This window comes from Phreatobacter aquaticus, from assembly GCF_005160265.1.
Lineage (GTDB): Bacteria > Pseudomonadota > Alphaproteobacteria > Rhizobiales > Phreatobacteraceae > Phreatobacter > Phreatobacter aquaticus.
Genome location: NZ_CP039865.1, coordinates 1,656,598 through 1,676,435, shown reverse-complemented (window position 1 = coordinate 1,676,435; position 19,838 = coordinate 1,656,598). Strand labels below are relative to the sequence as shown.

At 66.0% G+C, this 19,838-nt stretch carries 18 protein-coding genes; 9 read left to right on the top strand and 9 right to left on the bottom strand.

The window, feature by feature from the left end; translation table 11 throughout:
• Window positions 1-7: 7 nt before the first annotated feature.
• The 5 genes from E8L99_RS07790 to E8L99_RS07770 all read right to left on the bottom strand — a co-directional run bounded on the left by E8L99_RS07790 (window position 8) and on the right by E8L99_RS07770 (window position 5,554).
• A complete protein-coding gene (locus tag E8L99_RS07790; RefSeq protein ID WP_137099007.1) occupies window positions 8-1,381 on the bottom strand; it encodes an amidohydrolase family protein in 1,374 nt (457 codons plus the stop codon).
• A 4-nt stretch (window positions 1,382-1,385) separates the two neighbouring features.
• Window positions 1,386-2,759, bottom strand: a complete 1,374-nt coding sequence (locus E8L99_RS07785; protein WP_137099006.1) for an amidohydrolase family protein — start codon at window positions 2,757-2,759, stop codon at window positions 1,386-1,388.
• Between the two features lie 45 nt (window positions 2,760-2,804).
• A complete protein-coding gene (locus tag E8L99_RS07780; protein ID WP_137099005.1) occupies window positions 2,805-3,620 on the bottom strand; it encodes an ABC transporter permease in 816 nt (271 codons plus the stop codon).
• Between the two features lie 8 nt (window positions 3,621-3,628).
• Window positions 3,629-4,429: an ABC transporter ATP-binding protein gene (locus E8L99_RS07775; protein ID WP_215907058.1), complete on the bottom strand. Its 801-nt coding sequence runs from the start codon at window positions 4,427-4,429 to the stop codon at window positions 3,629-3,631.
• A gap of 66 nt (window positions 4,430-4,495) precedes the next feature.
• Entirely contained in the window at window positions 4,496-5,554 is a 1,059-nt protein-coding gene (locus E8L99_RS07770; protein WP_137099004.1) for an ABC transporter substrate-binding protein, read from the bottom strand.
• Window positions 5,555-5,864: 310 nt separating this feature from the next.
• Between E8L99_RS07770 and E8L99_RS07765 the strand changes: the two genes are divergently transcribed.
• The 3 genes from E8L99_RS07765 (at window position 5,865) to E8L99_RS07755 (ending at window position 8,125) form a co-directional block, all read left to right on the top strand.
• Window positions 5,865-6,632, top strand: a complete 768-nt coding sequence (locus tag E8L99_RS07765; protein ID WP_137099003.1) for an SDR family oxidoreductase — start codon at window positions 5,865-5,867, stop codon at window positions 6,630-6,632.
• A 30-nt stretch (window positions 6,633-6,662) separates the two neighbouring features.
• Entirely contained in the window at window positions 6,663-7,694 is a 1,032-nt protein-coding gene (locus tag E8L99_RS07760) for an L-idonate 5-dehydrogenase (protein ID WP_137099002.1), read from the top strand.
• 200 nt (window positions 7,695-7,894) lie between these two features.
• Window positions 7,895-8,125, top strand: coding sequence for a hypothetical protein (locus E8L99_RS07755; RefSeq protein ID WP_137099001.1), 231 nt, complete (start codon window positions 7,895-7,897; stop codon window positions 8,123-8,125).
• A 12-nt stretch (window positions 8,126-8,137) separates the two neighbouring features.
• On the opposite strand, the gene E8L99_RS07750 is transcribed toward E8L99_RS07755, so the two are convergent.
• Window positions 8,138-8,428, bottom strand: coding sequence for a transcriptional regulator (locus E8L99_RS07750; protein ID WP_137099000.1), 291 nt, complete (start codon window positions 8,426-8,428; stop codon window positions 8,138-8,140).
• A 526-nt stretch (window positions 8,429-8,954) separates the two neighbouring features.
• Between E8L99_RS07750 and E8L99_RS07745 the strand changes: the two genes are divergently transcribed.
• Genes E8L99_RS07745 through E8L99_RS23735 form a run of 3 tightly spaced genes read left to right on the top strand, consistent with a single transcriptional unit; the run spans window position 8,955 to window position 9,768 of the window.
• On the top strand, window positions 8,955-9,347 hold the full coding sequence (locus tag E8L99_RS07745; protein ID WP_137098999.1) for a hypothetical protein: 393 nt from the start codon (window positions 8,955-8,957) through the stop codon (window positions 9,345-9,347).
• Window positions 9,344-9,607, top strand: a complete 264-nt coding sequence (locus E8L99_RS07740) for a DUF1488 family protein (protein WP_137098998.1) — start codon at window positions 9,344-9,346, stop codon at window positions 9,605-9,607. The genes E8L99_RS07745 and E8L99_RS07740 overlap by 4 nt, the downstream gene beginning before the upstream one ends.
• 20 nt (window positions 9,608-9,627) lie before the next feature.
• Complete coding sequence (locus E8L99_RS23735) at window positions 9,628-9,768, top strand: hypothetical protein (protein WP_168201603.1); 141 nt, start codon at window positions 9,628-9,630, stop codon at window positions 9,766-9,768.
• 12 nt (window positions 9,769-9,780) lie between these two features.
• Here E8L99_RS23735 and E8L99_RS07735 read toward each other — a convergent pair whose 3' ends face one another.
• The 3 genes from E8L99_RS07735 to E8L99_RS07725 form a co-directional block, all read right to left on the bottom strand.
• Window positions 9,781-11,274: a carboxypeptidase M32 gene (locus tag E8L99_RS07735; RefSeq protein ID WP_137098997.1), complete on the bottom strand. Its 1,494-nt coding sequence runs from the start codon at window positions 11,272-11,274 to the stop codon at window positions 9,781-9,783.
• 43 nt (window positions 11,275-11,317) lie between these two features.
• Complete coding sequence (locus tag E8L99_RS07730; RefSeq protein WP_137098996.1) at window positions 11,318-13,636, bottom strand: molybdopterin guanine dinucleotide-containing S/N-oxide reductase; 2,319 nt, start codon at window positions 13,634-13,636, stop codon at window positions 11,318-11,320.
• Window positions 13,637-13,759: 123 nt separating this feature from the next.
• Complete coding sequence (locus E8L99_RS07725; RefSeq protein WP_168201602.1) at window positions 13,760-14,401, bottom strand: TetR/AcrR family transcriptional regulator; 642 nt, start codon at window positions 14,399-14,401, stop codon at window positions 13,760-13,762.
• Between the two features lie 113 nt (window positions 14,402-14,514).
• Here E8L99_RS07725 and E8L99_RS07720 point away from each other — a divergent pair, with 113 nt between their 5' ends.
• Genes E8L99_RS07720 through E8L99_RS07710 form a run of 3 tightly spaced genes read left to right on the top strand, consistent with a single transcriptional unit; the run spans window position 14,515 to window position 19,753 of the window.
• On the top strand, window positions 14,515-15,603 hold the full coding sequence (locus E8L99_RS07720) for an efflux RND transporter periplasmic adaptor subunit (protein ID WP_137098994.1): 1,089 nt from the start codon (window positions 14,515-14,517) through the stop codon (window positions 15,601-15,603).
• A complete protein-coding gene (locus E8L99_RS07715) occupies window positions 15,600-16,667 on the top strand; it encodes an efflux RND transporter periplasmic adaptor subunit (protein ID WP_137098993.1) in 1,068 nt (355 codons plus the stop codon). The genes E8L99_RS07720 and E8L99_RS07715 overlap by 4 nt, the downstream gene beginning before the upstream one ends.
• Complete coding sequence (locus tag E8L99_RS07710; protein WP_137098992.1) at window positions 16,667-19,753, top strand: efflux RND transporter permease subunit; 3,087 nt, start codon at window positions 16,667-16,669, stop codon at window positions 19,751-19,753. The genes E8L99_RS07715 and E8L99_RS07710 overlap by 1 nt, the downstream gene beginning before the upstream one ends.
• Window positions 19,754-19,838 lie beyond the last annotated feature (85 nt).

Sequence of the window (19,838 nt, the reverse complement as noted above, 5' to 3'; positions counted from 1 at the left end):
CCGCTCCTCACCGGCCGAAGGGCACGTAGGCGGCTTCCGCCATGATGCGATCGACCGAGGTCGCGAGCTCGGCCATCCGCTGCCGGCGGACCGTCTCGGGGAACACCAGCTTGCGATCACGCTTGGCGATCACGCCGTCGATCATCACCGTGTGGACATTGCCCTGATTGGCCTGTTCGACAATCGACAGGATGGGGTCGTGGACCGGGAAGAGATTGAGGTCGTCGCCGTCGAGCAGGACGATATCGGCCTTCTTGCCGGGCGTCAGCGTGCCGATCATGTGGTCGAGCCCCAGCGCCTTCGCCCCGCCCATGGTCGCCCAGGCGAGCGCTTCCCGCGAGCGGATCGGCACAGCCGAGAAGGGCGGCTTGCCGTCGCGGACATTCTCGCGCTGGCAGACGGAAAGTGCATAGAGCAGCGCGATCTGCATCTCGCGGAACATCTCGCCGGAGACGCGGGGCTCGACATCGATGCCGAGTGCCGGCAACCCGCCGAGGGCTCGCACGCGCCCGACGAGGGGATCGCCGGCATAGCCGCGCAGTTCGGTCTGGACGGTGGCACAGATGGTGACGCCGGCATCGACCAGCCGCTTCAGCTCGTCGTCGGAGAGGTAATTGCCATGGACGACGCTGTGATCCTCGCCGACCAGGCCTTCGTCCAGCAGCGGATAATAGCCGCGCGGATCGACCGCGAGTTCAGGTCGTTTGGTGGCGTGCGAGGAGGAGCGGAGCCCCATCTCGCGGGCGAGCCTGAGATTGACCCGCGTCGGCTCCATCTCGGCCCAGTGGGGTCCGGCGACGCCCAGCGCCATGGTGATCAGCGCGTCGTTTGAGGCCAGCCTGCGGCGGATGTGATCGACGCGGGTGCGCGGATTGATCCGCTTCTCGAAGGGTTCGATAGCCTCGCGCGCCGGCGGCAGCTTGCCGGCGCCCATGGTGAAGACCGCCCGGATGCCGGAATCCTTCAGGGCGTCGATCGAGCGCTCGGCCTGCTCGGTCGAGGTGATGTTGTGGCAATAGTCGTTGAGCGTGGTGCAGCCGCCATCGATCTGGTTCAGCGCGCCGATCAGGTTGCCGAGATAATTGTCCTCGGGGCCATACTGGGTCGCCATGCCGCCATGGAGATATTTGAAATATTCGCCATGGGCCCATTCGCAGCCGATGGCCCGGAGCCCCGTCTGCCAGGTGTGCATATGGGCGTTGACGAGGCCCGGCATGGCGATCATCGACGGCGCGTCGATGACCTCATCGGCGTCGACTACGAGATCCCGGCCGACGGCAGCGATCCGGTCGTCCTCAACGAGGATCTGCCCGCCCTTGAGGTCGCCGATGGCCGGATCCATCGAGACGATCCAGCCGCAGGTGATGAGCGTCTTCGTCATGGTCTCAGGCCGCCGTCACGGAGAACGAACCGGCGCGCATGATGCGCTCGATCGAGGCGACAAGCTCCAGCTTGCGGCGTTCCAGCACATCGTCGCGGAACAGGCGCTTGCCGCCCTGCTTCTTGATCACGCCATCGATGATGACGGTGTCGACATTGCCGGCATTGGCCTGGTCGGTGATCGACAGAAGCGGATCGTGGACGGGGAACAGGTTGAGGTCGTTCGCCCGGAGCATGACGATATCCGCCTTCTTGCCCGGCGTGATCGAACCGATCTGATCCTCCAGCCCGATGGCGCGGGCATTGCCGATGGTCGCCCAGGTCAGCGCCTCACGCGATCTGATCGGGATGGTCTTGAACGGCGGATTGCCGGCCGCCTGGTTGTCGCGGAGCGAGGCCCAGCGGGCATGGAGGAGGGCTGCTTGCATCTCGCGGAACATCTCGCCGGTGACGATCGGCTCGACGTCGATGCCGATCGACGGCATGCCGCCGAACTTGCGCACGCGCAGCGTCACCGGCTCGGCCACGTGGCCGTGCAGTTCGACCAGCACGGTGGCGGTGACCGAGGCGCCGGCCTCGATCAGAGGTTTGAGCTCCTCGTCCTCGATGTAATTGCCATGGACGAGATTGTGGTCGGGGCCGATCAGGCCCGCCTTCACCAGCTTGCCATAGCCGCCGGGCGCCACCTGGTCGGCAATCTTGCGGGTGGCGTGGGAGGTGGAGAGCAGGCCGAACTCGCGCGCCATGCGCAGATCTTGCTCGGCGACCTCATAGGTGCCCCAGTGGGGCCCGAGGATCGCCATGGCGAGCGTCACCAGCCGGTCGTCGGAGGCAAAGCGCCCCTTGCGCAGCGCCTCGATCCGGTCGCGCGGATGGGGCACGTGGGTGTAGGGCAGTTCGCCCGGCTTGGTCGGCGGTTTGGCCGTGCCATGGGCGAAGACGGCGCGAATACCCGATTCCTCGAGACCATCGACCGAGCGCTCGGCATGTTCGAGCGAGGTCAGGTTGTGGCACCAGTCGAGAATGGTGGTGACGCCGCCATCGATCTGGCCAAGCGCGCCGATCAGGTTGCCGACATAATTGTCCCCGGGGCCGTAATGGGTCGCGAGATTGGCGTGGATGTTCTTGTGGTAGTCCGGCCCGAGCCATTCCGAGCCGATGGCGCGCAGCCCCGCCTGCCAGGTGTGGATATGGGCATCGATCAGGCCGGGCATGACGATCTTGTCGCGGGCATCGATCACCGTGTCGGCGTCGGCCTCGATGCCCTTGCCCGCCGCGACGATGCGGTTGCCCTCGATCAGGATGCGGGCATCCCGGTGATCGCCGACTGTCTCGTCCATCGAGACCAGCCAGCCGCATTCGATCAGCGTCCGTGTCATGGCATTCTCTCCCGGGCTGGCTGACCGGCCCTCATTGCATTCACGTCAGTTGGCGCGCCAGCGATTGACCAGGTTGCCGAGCCGGTCCTGACCCTTGCTCAGCATGATGCCGAGGATCGACAGGAGCAGCAGGATGGCGAAGACTTGCCCTGTCTCCAGAACCTGGCCGGCCGCCTGCAACTTGGCGCCAAGGCCGTAGCGGGCGGTCTGCATCTCGGCGGCAACGACCAGGATGATCGAGATGCCGAGCGCAAGTCTCAAGCCGCCGAAGATGGCGGGAATGGCGGCCGGCAGCACCACCTTGCGCTGGATCTGCACCGGCGATGCGCCGAGATCGCGGGCGGCCAGGATCAGCCCCTCGTCGCATTGGCGAACGCCGATGATCGTATTGACCAGGATGGGGAAGATGCAGCCGAGCGCGGAGAGCGCGATCTGGAAGGCATTGCCGGTGCCGAGCCAGATGACCAGCAGCGGCACCAGCGCGATCTTCGGCACCGGATAGATCGCGGCAACGAAGATATCGGCGACAGCGTAGATGCGCTTCGACATGCCCATCAGCAGTCCCAGCGCAATCCCGGCGACGGCGGCCAGCAGGAAGCCGCCGAAGATGCGGTAGAGCGTCAGGACGAGATCATAGGCGAGGCCCTTGCGGGCAAAGAGGTCGTAGAGCGTCACCACCACGAGGGACGGGCGCGGCAGGAAGATTTCCGGGATATTGCCGAACTGGACGGAGACCTCCCAGAACAGCAGGAACAGCACCATCGCGACAGGGCCATACCACCAGGTGTCGTCGCGCAGCCGTTCGTCGGCGACCGGCTGGGCCAGGCTGCTGAGATCCGTGGTTGCCTTGACGTCGGTCATGGTGCGCCTCAGTTCAGCATGGACTTGCGCACTTCGTCGCGCAGCAGGCCGTAGATCTCGGAGAACAGCTCGCCGAAGCGCTTGTCGTTCTGCACGTCGATGCCGCGCGGGCGGGCCAGGTCCACGTCAAGGGTTGCCGCGACGCGGCCGGGACGCGCGGTCATCACCACCACATGGTCGCCGAGGAAGATCGCTTCCTCGATGGAATGGGTGATCAGGATGACGGTCTTGGCGCTCGCCTCGACCAGCGTCGACAGCTGTTCCTGCAGATAGAGACGCGTCTGGGCATCAAGCGCCCCGAAAGGCTCGTCGAGGAACAGGATGTCGGGCGCCATCACCAGGCCGCGGGCAAGGCCAACGCGCTGGCGCATGCCGCCGGAGAGCTGGCCCGGATAATGGTTCTCGAAGCCCGCAAGCTCGACCGCCTTGATGGCGTCCATCGCCTTGGCCCGGCGCTCCTCGGCGCCCATGCCGGCAAGCTCCAGACCGAAGGCGACATTGTCGGCGACAGTCCGCCAGGGCAGCAGATTGAACGACTGCCAGACGGTCGCCATGCGCGGCGGAGCACCGGGCGCAAGGCCGCCCTTGCCGTCGCCATAGAGGAACTTCACCTCGCCCTGGCTCGCCTTGACCAGCCCGCGCATGATGAGCAGCAGGGTCGATTTCCCACAGCCGGACGGCCCGACGATCGCGGTGACCTTGCCGGCGGGAAACCGGCAGGTCACGTCGGTGAGGGCCGTGGTCGGGGGCCGCGACCGCGACAGGAAGCGGTGCGACAGGCCCTCGATCGATATGGCTTCAAAGGACATGGGCTGAGATGCGCCTCCTTGGCGCGAACGGGTCGCCTCGGGGGCGGCGCTTCCGGCGCCCTCCCGTCAGATGAAGGGGTTCTTGTCGTCCATCCGCTTGCGTGCCTCGCGCACGGCGCGATCGTCGAAGATCTGGTTCTCCGGCACCATGCGGGCCAAAAGGTCGGTCTTCTCGTGCCAGTAGCGCTGCTGCCCGAGGATCGAGGGCATGTTCGGCAGGCCGTCGGGCGACATGAAGGTCCAGCGCTGGCGGGTGGAATCGATCACCTCGGGCGTCAGGCCGGTGCCTTCGGCCATGATCTTGAGGATCTCCGGTGTGCCGTTGCGCGCGGCATCCATGAACTCGACATTGCCCTGCATGATCGCCATGGAGAAGCGCACGGCGGCCGAATGCTTCTCGCGCAGGAACTTCTCGCTGGCGACGGAGCAGGCCAGCACGAAGTTGGGGGCGATCTCGTCGCTCCAGGTGGCGATCTTGCCGATCCCGCGGCTCTGCGCGGCATAGGCGCCGGGCAACGGCATGTTGAGAATGTCGATGCGGTTCTGCTGCATCAGCGGCAGGCTGACCTGGGGTGACATGCCCCAGTTCCAGTCGGCATCGTCGAACTTCAGTCCGGCCCGCTCGAGGCCGACGCCGTGCAGGTAGTGGGCGACGCTGCCGCGCGAGGAAATGCCGATCTTAGCGCCCTTGGCGAGCTTGTAGCCATCCACCGAGCGGAAGCCCTTCTCCCACATGGCATTCGATACCATGATGGAGTTGGAGCCCCAGCCCGGCGCCTCGCGGCCCCGCTCGAAGAACAGGCGCAGGCCCGTTCCCTTCGACATCAGGTTGAACAGTCCGGCACTCAGGGTTGCACCCGTGATGTCGAGTTCGCCCGCGGCCAGAGCCGGCATGGACAGGGAGCCATCGACGTGGCTCGACGGCTCGATCTCGATGTTCAGCTTTTTGAAATAGCCCTTGGCCTGGGCGATGTAATAGGGCCCCGCCGAGATATAGGGCGCGAAGCCCATGCGGATGCGCACCGGCTCCATGAAATCGGTCTGAGCCCGCACCTGCGGCGCGGCCAGGAGGCCGGCACCAGCCGTGGATGCCGCGATGAATCCGCGTCTTGTCCATGCCACCATCTCAGGTCTCCTCGTTGATCGCCAATGACAACGTGCAATCGATTGCACCCTGTGTCCATGTCATTTCCGCACACCGGCAATGCAACTCGCCTTCACCAACCGATGCAACCCGGTATCGGCGCGAAGCCTGCCCCCTGCGACGGTTCGTCGCCATCACGACAGGCTGCCGGGAGGTTTCGCAAATGTCCATGGGGCGCGGTAGCTTGCCGCAATTCGCCCGGGGCAGGTTCTTGCGGCGGCGGGCGGACGGCTGCATGAAGGCAGGCGGACAAGCGGCGCTGAACGATCGCTGTCCTGCGGGAGAGACGGCATGGCCTTCGAACTGTTTGATCTCACTGGCGCGCGGGCGCTGGTCACCGGCTCATCGCAGGGTATCGGCTACGCGCTGGCAGAGGGGCTCGCTGCCCATGGGGCCTCGGTCGTGCTGAACGGCCGCGACCAGGCCAAGCTGGAGGCTGCCGCTGCCCGGCTGAAGGCTGCGGGCCACACCGTGTCAGTCGCGGGTTTCGACGTCACCGATGCCAAGGCGGCCCAGGCGGGCGTGGCTGAGATCGAGGCCTCCGTCGGCGCGATCGACATTCTCGTCAACAATGCCGGCATGCAGTTCCGCTCGCCGCTGGAAGACTTTCCCGCCGACAAGTGGGAGCTGCTGCTCGCCACCAACATTTCCAGCACCTTCTATGTCGGGCAGGCGGTCGCCCGGCACATGATCCCCCGCGGTCGCGGCAAGATCATCAACATCGCCTCGGTGCAGAGCGAACTCGCCCGTCCCGGCATCGCGCCCTACACGGCGACCAAGGGCGCGGTGAAGAATCTCACCCGCGGCATGTGCGCCGACTGGGCCAAATACGGCCTGCAGATCAACGCCATCGCGCCGGGCTATTTCAAGACACCGCTCAACCAGGCGCTCGTCGACAATCCCGAATTCTCGTCCTGGCTCGAGAAGCGCACGCCGGCCGGGCGCTGGGGCAATGTCGAGGAACTGGTCGGCGCCGCTATCTTCCTGTCGGGCCGGGCCTCGTCCTTCGTCAACGGCCATACGCTCTATGTCGATGGCGGCATCACCACCTGCCTCTGAGGCCGGCGGACCAGATCAGGGAGAGGTCACATGAAGGCCATCGTCATTCACGCCGCCCACGATCTGCGCATCGAGGAGCACGAGGCGGAGACCGCAGGACCGGGCCAGGTGGAGATCGCCATTGGCGCCGGCGGCATCTGCGGCTCCGACCTGCACTATTACCACCATGGCGGGTTCGGCACGGTGCGGGTGCGCGAGCCGATGATCCTCGGCCATGAGGTCGCCGGCACGATCGTCGCGCTGGGGTCGTCGGTCTCGGGGCTCGCCATCGGCGACCGCGTGGCGGTGTCGCCGAGCCGGCCCTGCAATGCCTGCACCTATTGTCTGAAGGGCCAGCAGAACCATTGCCTGAACATGCGCTTCTACGGCAGCGCCATGCCCATGCCTCACATCCAGGGCGCGTTCCGCCAGAGGCTCGTCGCCGAGGCCTGGCAGTGCCACAAGGTCGGCGATGGGGTCTCGGTCAACGAAGCCGCCTTTGCCGAACCCTTCGCCGTTGTGCTGCACGGGCTGAGCCATGCCGGCTCGCTGCTCGGCAAGCGCGTGCTGGTCACCGGCTGCGGGCCGATCGGTGCGCTGACCATCATGGCGGCGAGGCTCCATGGCGCCCGCGAGATCGTCGCCACCGATGTCGCCTCGGCGGTGCTCGCCCGCGCGCTGACCATCGGCGCCGACCGCGCGATCAATGTCGCCGAGAACCCTGAGGAGATCGCCGCCTATTCGGCCAACAAGGGCTCGTTCGACGTGCAGTTCGAATGCTCCGGCAACGAGGCCGCTCTGCGCACCGGCATCGACGTGCTGAAGCCCCGCGGCACGCTCGTCCAGCTCGGCATCAACGGGGACATCAAGATCCCGCTCAACCTGATCGTGGCCAAGGAGATCAGGATGAAGGGCTCCTTCCGGTTCCACGAAGAGTTCGCGCTCGCCGTCGATCTGATCAGCCAGCGCCGCATCGACATGACGCCGCTGCTGACAGGCATCTATCCCCTCGAGGATGCCGTGAAGGCCTTCGAGATCGCGGGTGATCGCAGCCAGTCGATGAAGGTGCAACTGAGCTTCTGATCGCGCGGGCTGACGGGAACAAACATTCCCGCAGCGGCGCGAACTGTGCGACGGTCCGGCAGCCATGGCGTTCTGCGTGGCTGCGGCGCTCGCCGTCTGGACTGGCCCTCGGGCCAGCCTGATCGGAACCTGAACGATGCTGCCCGGCTTCGCCACAATCCTGATCGCGGCCGGACGCCAGCCCCACCGAGGACCCATCCATGATGGCCGAAACCAAGCCTGTCCGGCACCTGCTCGACCTGCGCTCGCGCTATGTCGATGTGCGGCGGCACACCATTGGCGAGACGCTCGCCAATTTCGAGGACCGGTCGCGCCGGTCCTCGCTGCAGGACAATCTGAGGCTGATAGACAGCCAGATTGGCATCATCGATGCCGCGCTCAGTGACGAGCGCAGGATCGGTGCTCTTCCCGTCGATGCCTCGGCCGCCTAAAGCGGCACAGGCTTATTCGGCGGCGATCTTCGGGGCCTTGGCGGTCTTCGCGGCGGCGCGCGGCTTGGGCTTCGGCTTGGCGGCTGCCGCGAGAGCCTTCTGCTCGGCGGCGATTTCCGCATCGGCGGCTTCCTTGGCCTCACGCAGCGCGCGCAGGCGCATCATGTTGGTGTTGACCGCATTGCGGGCGGTCTGCTGAGCCGCGAATGACTTGGCATTGTCCTTCTTGCGCTGCTCGATCGTGTCGAAGCTCGAGCTCGCCTTCTGCTTGATCTCCTCAAGGGAGAGGCCGCGATAAACCATGGAATGGCTCCTTGAACGCTGGCGCCGTGAGGGCGTCACTGGAAACAAACGCTGACCGCATCACAGCTGCCGCATCTGCGTTGAAAACGGGCTCAGTCACCCGTGTGCTGGTCAAATTCCTGGAAGACCGCAGCAATCCGGCTGCCCACCACGGTGGGTCAGGCGCTCTCGCGGGTCATCGCTGTGGGCGACACAGGCCCCCTCAGCCTTGCGGCAAGGGTTAGGACTACGGAGGAAATCTCAGCTTCCCTTGGGGAGCGCGATCACTCTGCCTCTTTTCAGCATAGCGGAACCGGGCTGGAAATGACAGAAAAATAAATAGTTCGGCCGGAGTGCGCGGGATTTTTGTCGGGCTATTCGTCTTGGAAGAGCGTATGATCACTTTGCGTGCGCTTGGCTGGACACATTTTTTCTGCCGAATTCTTCCGCCCGCATCTCGTTTTTCCAAGACCGGTATTATCGGCTGTCGCTCTGATTGGAGCGACCGGCCGCGACCGGGTTCGCGCGCTCCCTGGGATATGTCGCCATGACCGACCAGATCACCGATCTTGATGGCCGGCGCGGCATGGCCGCGCAGAAGGCGACCGAGTTGCGGAGGTTGCGCATCGAAGTCGAGACCGACCAGACGGCGCTCAGGGCGCGCCGCGACGAGCTTGAGAAGTTCCTGCTGGCGGCACCGTCCGCGTCCTGGTCGGAGGCCGTCGAGAAGGCCCGCTATCTCGTCGGATTGTTCGCCGGCACGCTGGAGGCCCAGGATCCCCGGCGGCTCCATCTGATCCAGACGCTGTTCGAGGATTTCGATCGCCTGCTCGCCCAGACTCCGCATGTGGCCGACCACGATCTCCCGGCCGATCAGGGGAACGGGCGGGACGGAACGCCTTCGCCGGGCCCCCGCTCGGATACAGGAGCCAAGGAATGACACTCGCCTTCCCCAATGCCAGCCGAAGCTACGAGGCGGAGCGCCGCGCCATCCGCTTCTGGGGCCACGAATCCCAGTTCGAGTTCACGTTCTATGTGGATGCCGATGCCCTGCATCGGCTCGATCCGCGCGGACTTGATGATGAGGCCTCACTCCTGCGCACCTTCGATGCCAATCGGCCACGCATCGAGAAGGCGGCAGGCGTTGCTCATGCACGCGGCAAGCAGAGCTTCTACCGCCTGACCGCATCCGAATTCTGAACGACCAAGAGGAGGCCTGCATGGCCAGAAGTGACGCCCGCGGCAATCGCGAAGCCAAGAAACCGAAGAAGCCCAAGGCCGAACCGGCGCCCGCCGGAGCGACGACTTTCGCCGCCGTCCAGAAGCGGGTGGTCGACGCCGCCGCTGCCAAGAAGAAGTAAGCCGCCCTTGCCTCAGGCTTCGCTCGCATAGCGGCGCCTGAGATGGGCCTTGAACACGCTGGCGTCGAGCGGCCGGCCGGTCGCGCGGGTCAGCAACTCGTCGGTCTCGTAGCGCGAGCCCTGGCTATGGATGTGGGTGCCGAGCCAGCCGACCAGCGGCGTGAAGTCGCCCCGCCCGATCGCCGGCAGGATGTCGGGCACCGCCTTGCAGGCGGCGTCGAACAGCTGCGCCGCCGTCATTGCGCCGAGCGTATAGGTCGGGAAATAGCCCCAGCCGCCGCCCGGCCAGTGAACGTCCTGCAGGCAGCCGAGCCGATCGTTCGGCGGCACGATGCCGAGCAGTTCCTTCATGCCGTCGTTCCAGAGGCCGGGCAGTTCGGCGAGCGTCATCTGGTCGGCGATCAGCGCCTTTTCCAGGCGGTAGCGCAGGATGATGTGGGCTGGATAGGTGACCTCGTCGGCATCAACGCGGATGAAGCCCGGCGCGACGCGCGTGCCGCGCCGCCAGAGATTGTTCGCCTCCCAGGCCGGCCCGGTGCCATTGAACGCGGCCTGCATGTGCGGCGCGGCGAAGCCGATGAACTCGCGTGAGCGGCAGGCCTGCATCTCGACCAGCAGCGACTGGCTCTCGTGCAGCGACATGCCGCGCGCGCGGCTGACCGGCTGGTTGAGCCAGGCCTGGGGGCGCCCCTGCTCATAGATGGCGTGGCCGGTCTCGTGCAGCACGCCCATCATGGAGCGTGCGAAATCGGCCTCGTCGTAGCGGGTGGTGATGCGCACGTCATTGTCCGCCCCGCCGCAGAACGGATGGGTGGAAATGTCGAGGCGGCCGCGGTCGAAATCATAGCCGAGAACCGCCATCATCTTGAGGCCGAGCTGCTTCTGGCTCTCCACCGCGAAGGGGCCGTCGGGCTCCAGTGGCGCCGGCCGCCGGGCCTGGGCTGCCAGGGCGTCCTCGGTCAGGCCTGGCAGGAAGCCTGCGAGATCATCGAACAGGGCGTCGATGCGAGCGGACCGGCCGCCGGGCTCGTAGTCGTTGAGCAGGGCGTCGTAGGGCGAGAGTCCCAGCCGCTCGCCCTTGGCCTGGCCGATCTCGCGCTGCAGCCGCAGGACCTCGGAGAGGTGAGGCAGCAGCCCGGCAAAATCGGCATCGGCGCGCGCCTGCCGCCAGCGCATCTCGCAGGCGGAGACGGCCTTGCTCGACGCCTCGACCAGATCGGATGGCAAGGCGGTCGCAACCGTCCAGATGCGCCGGATCTCCCGGACATTGGCGCGCTCCCAGTCGCCAAGCGCGCTGTCGGCCTCGGCGCCGGCGATCCAGTCACCCAGCCTGATGTCGGTGACCATGTCGTGGCTCATGACATGCAGCAGCGCCATGCTTTCGGCGCGCGTGCCCGCGGCGCCCTTCGGCATGATCGCGTCATTGTCCCATTGCAGGATGCCGATGGCATTGGACAGGGCGGCGATCCGGCCAAAATGGGCGGAAAGATCGGCATAGGCGGTCATGGCAGGCACTCTCGGGTGAGGCGGGGGTAGCAGGTCGGTCTGGTCAGACCGCCACGCTGACGGGCGGATCGAAGGCCTGGATCGGCGGCAGATTGCCCTCGAACCGCTCGACCTCGACCACCGTCAACTGGCCGGCGCACCCCTGGGCGAAACTCGACGTGCCGACATCGCGGGTCAGCACGTTCGGATTGCCATGGACGCAGAGCGATGTCTCCTCGCTCGGATCGGCCGGATCGAACCAGGCACCGGTTGGCAGCTGGATCACGCCCTTGCGGACCGTAGCGGTCACCCGGACGGCGGCGAGGCAGGCGCCGCGCTCGTTGAACAGCCGGGCGATGTCGCCATCACCGATGCCGCGCGCCTTGGCATCCTCCGGATGCATCCGTGCAACTTCACGGCCGCGGTGTTTGGCATCGCTGCTGTGGCCGCCGAAATCGAGCTGGCTGTGCAGGCGCGTGGCCGGCTGGTTGGCCACCAGGAACAGCGGCGCCGCCGGCCGCGGAACCTCGGTCTTGTCGAGCCAGACCGGATGACCCGGACAATCGGCATCGCCGTGGCCATCGATCTTGGCGGAGAAGATCTCGATCTTTCCGCTGGGGGTGGACAGCGGATGGGCGACGGGATCGTCGCGGAACCGGCGCATCTCGCCGCCATCGTCGGGCAGCTGCGGCAACTCCATCAGCCCTTGCGTCCAGAACTCCTCGAAGGATGGCGCGGGTAATCCCTGCTTGGCGAGGCCGGCGCGCGTCGTCTCATAGAGATGAGCGAGCCATTCGCGGGCGGTCCGCCCCTCGGTGAAGGCCTCGCGCGCGCCGAGCCGCTCGGCCAGATCGGCGAAGATCGCGTAGTCATCGCGCGCCTTGCCATAGGGCTCGGCGACCTGGTGCATCGCGACCATGAGCGGGTCGTTGGAGGAGAAGCCGATATCCTCGCGCTCCAGCGTCATCGTGCAGGGCAGGACGATATCGGCGTGGCGGGCGGTCGCTGTCCAGCCGAGTTCGTGGACGACCAGCGTGTCGAGCCTGGCGAAGGCCTTGCGCAGCCGGTTGAGGTCCTGGTGGTGGTGGAACGGATTGCCGCCGGCCCAATAGACCAGCTTGATCTGAGGGTATGTGCGGGTCTGCCCGTTATAGCGATAGGTCGTGCCGGGCTTCAGGAGCATGTCCGAGATGCGCGCGACGGGAATGAAGTCCGCGACACCATTGCGGCCCTGCGACAGGGTCGGCCCCGGCACGGCATTGAACCGCCGCCCATAATACCCGATGGCGCCCAGCGCATAGGCGTAGCCGCCGCCGGGCAGGCCGATCTGGCCGAGGGCGGCTGCCAGCACCATGCCCATCCAGACCGGCTGTTCGCCATGTTCGGCGCGCTGGAGGGAGTGGGAGACGACGATCACGGCCCGCTTGCCGGCGAGCCGCCGGGCGAGCGCGACGATCTCGTCGGCGGCGATGCCGGTGATGCCGGAGGCCCAGGCGGCATCCTTCGGCTGGCCGTCGGTCTCGCCCATCAGGTAGCGTTCGAAGACCGGCCAGCCCTCGGTGTAGCGATCGAGGAAGGCGCGATCGGCAAGGCCCTCGACGACGAGGGTGTGGACGATGCCCATCATCATGGCGGTGTCGGTGCCGGGCATGCCGGCGATCCATTCGGCGCCGGCCTCGTCGGGCAGATCGGCCTTGAGCGGACTAACCAGCACGAAGTCGCAGCCGCGCGCTCGGGCGCGGTCCATCGCGCCGCGCTCGACATGCTGGCTGATCGAGCCGCCGGCAACCATCGAGTTCTTCAGCGCCATGCCGCCGAATGCCAGCACGATGTCGGTGTGCTCGGCGATCTGGTCCCAGGAGACGTTGCGCTTGGTGATCTCCTCATAGCCGGCGAGAATCTGCGGCAGCAGGACGGAAGAGGCGCCCGACGAATAGGAATTGACCGAGCGGACATAGCCGCCGAGCGCGACATTGAGGAAGCGGTGAATCTGGCTCTGAGCATGGTGGAAGCGGCCGGCGCTGGCCCAGCCATAGGAACCGCCGAACACCGCGCCCGGTCCGAACTGGTCCTTCACGCGGGCAAGCTCGCCGCCCAGAAGCTCGATGACCTTGTCCCAGCTCACCGCCACGAATTCATCGCGACCGCGCCTTTCATCGGGACCGGGACCGTTCTCCAGCCAGCCCTTGCGGACCATGGGCTCGGCGATGCGCGCCCGATGCCGGAGCGCGCCCGGGAAATTGCCGATGATGCCATTCGGATCCGGGTCGCCGGGATGTGGCCGGATGTCGAGCGCTCCGTCCTTCATCCGCGCCGAGAAAACGCCCCAATGCGACGTGTGTGGCTTGAAACCCGCATCGTTCGAAGCGATTCCATCGGCCATGGCGGGATCCTCAGTCGTTCGGGGGCATTCGTCAGGACAGGCTGACCAGAGGCCGCGATGCTCCGACTTGAGCAGATCGGGCCGCCAAACGCCACGCACTCCGCACGAGGCAGGGTTGCGGTATCAAACCACCGGGTCGGGCGTCGCGGAAATGCCCGAGAAAATGGCCTTGAGATAGCCTTCGATGGTGATGGCCTCGTCGACCACCCGGCGATCGCCGTGAATGAGCAGATCCACCGCCACGGCGAGAATGGGCGACAGCAGCATTTGCGGATGAAGCTCGGCAGCCGAGGGCTTGAACTCGCCGGACGCAATGCCATCCGCGATGATCCGCTGGCACATGGCAAAGACCGGCACGGCGAACTCGTTGAAGTGACGGTCCACAAGGTCAGGGAACTTGCGCCCTTCCGCCAGCAGGAAGCGGATCACCTCGCGGCCCCTGGGGGCCGCGGTGACGCGCCTGAAATGGAGCGTGATGCAGGCCCTCAACCGTTCCGTCGCCGACCCACGGGCAACCTCCTCGGTCTCGGCCAGATTGGCCATGAGATTGGTCGAGAGGTCGCCGATCATCGCGGCGAACAGGGCCTCCTTGCTGCCGAAATAGAAGTAGACGGCGCCCTTGGAAATCCCGAGGCGCGCCGCGATGTCCTCGACCCTGGCGGCGTCGTAACCCTTGTCGAGGAATTCCTGGAACGTGGCCTCCAGGATCTCGGCCGGACGCGCGGCCTTCTTCTCTGCCCGCACTCCCGCTCGACGTATGGTCATGGTTGTAGCAGCCTGTGATTCGCTATTTGGGTGCATTGGAATTCTACTCATTGACTTACGGGTCAGTCAATGAGTAGAAGGTGAGGCATGATCCGTTCCCTCCGGACACCCTGATGTCACCATCCCGCCTCGTCTCCACCCCGTCCCTGTTCGCCCTGGCCTTGGCTCTGGCAGGCTGCCAGGACAAGACCGAACAGGCCCAGCCGGCCGTACCGCTTGTGACAATCGCCAGCATGGCGCCCCAGCCTTACGCACCAGCCGTCACACTCACCGGCACGATCGCTGCCCGCATCCAGAGCGACCTGTCGTTCAGGGTCAGCGGACGGATGACCGAGCGGCTGGTGGATGTCGGCGTCCATGTCGACAAGGGTCAGGTCCTGGCGCGCATCGATCCGGTGCAGCAGCAGGCCGAACTCCGCGCAGCCCAGGCCAGCACATCCTCGGCCGAAGCGCAGTTGCGCCAGGCCTCCGCGGTTTTTGACCGGCAGAAGGCACTGCTGGGCGACGGGTTCACCACGCGCAGCAATTACGACCAGGCCGAGCGTGCCCTGCGTGTCGCACAAGCGATGACGGAGCAGGCGAAGGCCCAGATGAGAATTGCCGAGGATGCCCTGTCCTATACGGAACTGCGGGCCGACGCGGCGGGTGTCATCACGGCGCGCAACGTCGATGTCGGCGAAGTCGCCCAGGCCGCTCAGGTGGTCTTCACCCTCGCTCAGGACGGCCCGCGTGACGCCGTGTTCGAGGTGAATGAATCGCTGCTTCTGCAGCCGAGCGACGGGCTGTCGATCGATGTCGTGCTCGTCTCGCGCCCGGACATCCGGACCCTGGGGACGGTCCGGCAGGTCTCCCCGACGGTCAACACCCGAAACGGGACCGTTCGCATCAAGATCGGACTGGACAATCCACCTGCCGAGATGACGCTTGGAGCCGTCGTCAGCGGCACGGGCCGGGGGCGCCCCCTGCCCGCCTTCATGCTGCCGTGGAGGGCGCTGTCGTCCGCCGATGGGCGACCGGCCGTCTGGCGCTTCAACCCACAGGACCGCACGGTCAGTCTGCAGAAGGTTGCCGTGGCCGCCCATGAGTCCGGCAGCTTCGTCGTGTCCAACGGCCTGGCCGCAGGCGACATGGTCGTCACCGACGGGACCAAACTGCTCCGTCCAAACCAGGTTGTCGAAATCTCGCCGGGGGCCGCGCGATGAACCGCTCCATCGTTCTGATCGCCATCGGCGCCTTGAGCCTTGCAGGCTGCGGCCCGGCCGCCGAGGCGCCCCCACCCATCGTGAGACCTGTCCTCTCTGTGGTCGTGGCCCCGCTCGAGAGCCAGGCCATGCGCTTCGTCGGCTCGATCGAGCCGCAGGTGCGAACAGCCCTCGGCTTCCAGATTCTCGGGCGACTGCTGAGCCGGACTGTCGATGTCGGCGACCTCGTCCGGCAGGGACAGGGTCTGGCCACGATCGATCCGATTGCGCTGGAACTGGCGGTCCGCTCGTCCGAGGCGTCTCTGGCCGGCGCGCGCGCCGAACTCGTCAATGCGACGAACACCGAGGAACGCAAGCGCACGCTCCGCCAGACCGGCGCCGCGACACAGGCCGATCTTGAGAGCGCGGAGCAAGCGCTGGAGGCCGCGCGATCCTCGTTGCAGCGCTCGCAGTCGGACCTCCTCAAGGCCCGCGAGCAATTGGGCTATGCCCGGCTCACGGCGGGCTTCGATGGCGTCGTCACCGCGGTCTCGGCCGAAGTTGGCCAGGTCGTATCGCCAGGCCAATCGGTGGTCACCATCGCCCGTCCCGGTCTGCGTGACGCCATCGTCGACATTCCCGAACTGATCGCCGGCGATGTCCGCATCGGCACGCCCTTCCTGATCGCACTCCAGCTCGATACGAGCGTCACCGTAGGCGGCACCGTGCGCGAGATCGCGCCGCTGGCCGATGCCTCGACGCGCACCCGGCGCATCAGGATCGCCCTCGACAATCCCGGCGAAACCTTCCGCCTCGGTTCAAACATCACCGCGGCCCTCACGACCAAGGGTCCGGATCGCATCCTCCTGCCGGCATCGGCGGTCCTGGAGCGCGACGGCAAGACGAAGGTCTGGATCGTCGATCCGGCGGCCCTCACGGTCACGACACGGGACGCATCAGTGACCAGAATCTCGGACAATCTGGTGGAAGTCACATCCGGGGTCTCCGCCGGAGACCGGGTCGTGACGGCAGGGGTCAACAGCCTGGCTGAAGGTCAGCGCGTGCGTATTCTCGGAGCTCAGTGATGAAGCCGTTCAACCTCTCGGAATGGGCGCTCGATCATCGCTCGCTGCTCTGGTACTTCATGATCGTCTTTTCGTTTGCCGGCTTCTTCTCCTATCTCAACCTTGGGCGCGAGGAAGACCCGGCCTTCACCATCAAGACGATGGTGATCTCGGCACAATGGCCCGGCGCATCGGTCGAAGAGACGATGCGCCAGGTGACCGACCGCATCGAGAAGAAGCTCGAGGAACTGCCCTCGCTTGACTACACCCGCTCGATGACATCGGCCGGCCAGACGACCATCTTCGTCAATCTCAAGGACACGACCAAGGCGCGCGACGTCGACCCGACATGGCTCCGCGTTCGCAACATGATCGCCGATATCCAGTCGGAACTGCCCAGTGGCGTTGTCGGTCCGGCCTTCAACGACCGGTTCGGCGATGTCTACGGCAATATCTACGCCTTCACCTCCGATGGGCTCACCCCCCGACAGCTGCGCGACTATGTCGAACAGGTTCGGGCGCGGGTTCTGACCGTGCCGAATGTCGGCAAGGTCGACATGGTCGGTACGGAGAACGAGGTGATCTTCCTCGAGTTCTCGGCGCGCAAGCTGGCCGCCTACGGGATCGACAGGCAGACAGTCGTCAACTCCCTTCGCGCCCAGAATGCCGTGACGCCGTCCGGCGTGATCCAGGCCGGCCCCGAGCGGATCAGCATCCGCGTCGGCGGTTCGTTCACTTCGGAGGAGAGCCTGCGGGCGATCAACCTGCGGGCGGGCGATCGCTTCTTCCGGCTGAGCGATGTCGCCGAGATCACGCGTGGCTATGCCGATCCGCCGAGCTCTCTGTTGCGCTTTGACGGCAAGCCGGCCATCGGCCTGGCCATCGGCATGAAGGCCGGCGCCAATCTTCTCACGTTCGGCCATGCGCTCGAGGCCGAGATGAAGAAGATCCAGGGCGAATTGCCTGTGGGTGTGGGCGTGCATCTGGTCGCCGACCAGCCGCTGGTCGTCGAGGAGGCCGTGTCCGGCTTCACGAAGGCCTTGTTCGAGGCCGTCGCCATCGTGCTTCTGGTCAGTTTCGTGAGCCTGGGATGGCGCGCTGGCCTGGTCGTCGCCGTCTCGATCCCGCTCGTGCTGGCGATGACCTTCCTGTTCATGGAGTATTTCGGCATCTCGCTGCAGCGCATTTCGCTGGGCGCGCTGATCATCGCGCTCGGCCTGCTGGTCGATGACGCCATGATTGCCGTGGAGATGATGGTCGCGCGGCTTGAGCTCGGCGATTCGCTCCGCAAGGCAGCCACCTACGTCTATTCATCGACCGCCTTCCCGATGCTGACGGGGACGGTCGTGACGGTGGCCGGTTTCATTCCCGTCGGCCTCAACAGCAGCGCCGCCGGCGAATTCACCTTCACCCTGTTCGTCGTGATCGCGGTGTCGTTGCTGCTGTCGTGGATCGTGGCGGTGCTGTTCACGCCGCTGCTCGGCGTCATCATCCTGCCGAAGTCCCTGCCGAACCACCATCAGGACAAGGGCAGGCTCGGCAAGGCCTTCTCGTCGCTGCTGCTGGGCTGCATGCGTCATCGCTGGCTGACGATCACCGTGACACTGGTCATGTTCGGCGTCTCCCTCGGTGGCATGCGCTTCGTCCAGCAACAGTTCTTCCCCGCGTCGGACCGCCCAGAACTGCTGATCGACTGGAACCTGCCGCAGAACGCCTCCATCGCGGAGACATCGGCGCAGATGGCCAAGTTCGAGCGGGAGATGCTGACAGGCAATGCCGATATCCAGCGCTGGTCGACCTATGTCGGGCAGAGTGCCATGCGCTTCGTCCTGTCGCATGATGTGCAACCGTCCTCGCCCTCCTTCGGCCAGATGGTCATTGTGACCAAGAGCCTGAAGGCACGCGACAAACTGAAGCCGATCTTCGAAGCCTATCTGCGGCGCACCTTCATCGGCACCGATGGCTTCGTGAAATTGCTCGACATCGGCCCCCCGGTCGGCCGGCCCGTCGCCTACCGGCTGAGCGGCCCCGATGTGACCGAGCTGCGCACCCTTTCGCTTAAACTCGGGAACGTGCTCGCGGCCAATCCGCATCTCGGTGTGGTGACCTATGACTGGAACGAGCCCGCCCGCGTCGTGCGCGTCGACGTGATGCAGGACCAGGCCCGCCAGTTCGGCATCACCTCGGAGGATATCGCGACCGTTCTCAACGGCATGATTGGCGGCCAGACCGCCACCCAGATCCGCGACGACATCTATCTGGTCAATGTTGTCGGCCGCGCGATCGCAGCCGAACGCAATGCGGTGGAGACCCTGCGTGATCTGCAGATCACCACCAGCGATGGCCGGGTCATTCCGCTCGCCGCGGTGGCGTCGTTCCGATACGAGGTCGAACAGCCGATCGTCTGGCGCCGTTCGCGCGTGCCGACCATCACGCTGAAGGCCGGCCTCATCGATGCGATCCAGCCGGCAACGGCGGTGGAACAGCTGCGGCCTGCGGTCAACCAGTTCGCGGCCTCGCTGCCAGCGGGCTTCAGGCTGGAGACCGCCGGCAGCGTCGAGGAAAGCGGCAAGGCGCAAGGGCCGATCATTGCGGTTGCGCCCCTCATGCTGTTCGCGATGGCGACCGTTCTGATGCTGCAGCTGCAGAGCTTCAGCCGTCTCTTCCTGGTCTTCGCGGTGGCGCCGCTGGCGCTCATCGGCGTCGTGGCGGCCCTGTTGCCAAGCGGCTCGCCGCTGGGCTTCGTTGCGATCCTCGGCGTGCTCGCCCTGATCGGCATCCTGATCCGCAATTCCGTGATCCTGGTCGTCCAGATCGAACACCTCCGCGATGAGGGGATGGCGCCCTGGGAGGCGGTGGTGGAGGCGACCGAGCACCGCATGCGGCCGATCATGCTGACGGCGGCCGCCGCGAGCCTGGCGCTGATCCCGATCGCCAGCGAAGTGTTCTGGGGCCCCATGGCCTATGCCATGATGGGCGGCATCATCGTGGGCACGGTGCTGACGCTGCTGTTCCTGCCGGCGCTCTACATCGCATGGTTCCGGATCCCTGTCCCGCCGCGGCAGCAGGAAGGCCAGGGCCACGAGGACGAGGCCGTCCACGCCTGACACGATGGTGCGCGGGCGGCGAAGGCCGCTCGCGCTCGAGCCCTTGCTGCAACCGCACAGGCATCATGCGCGGCAGTCTGGCGAC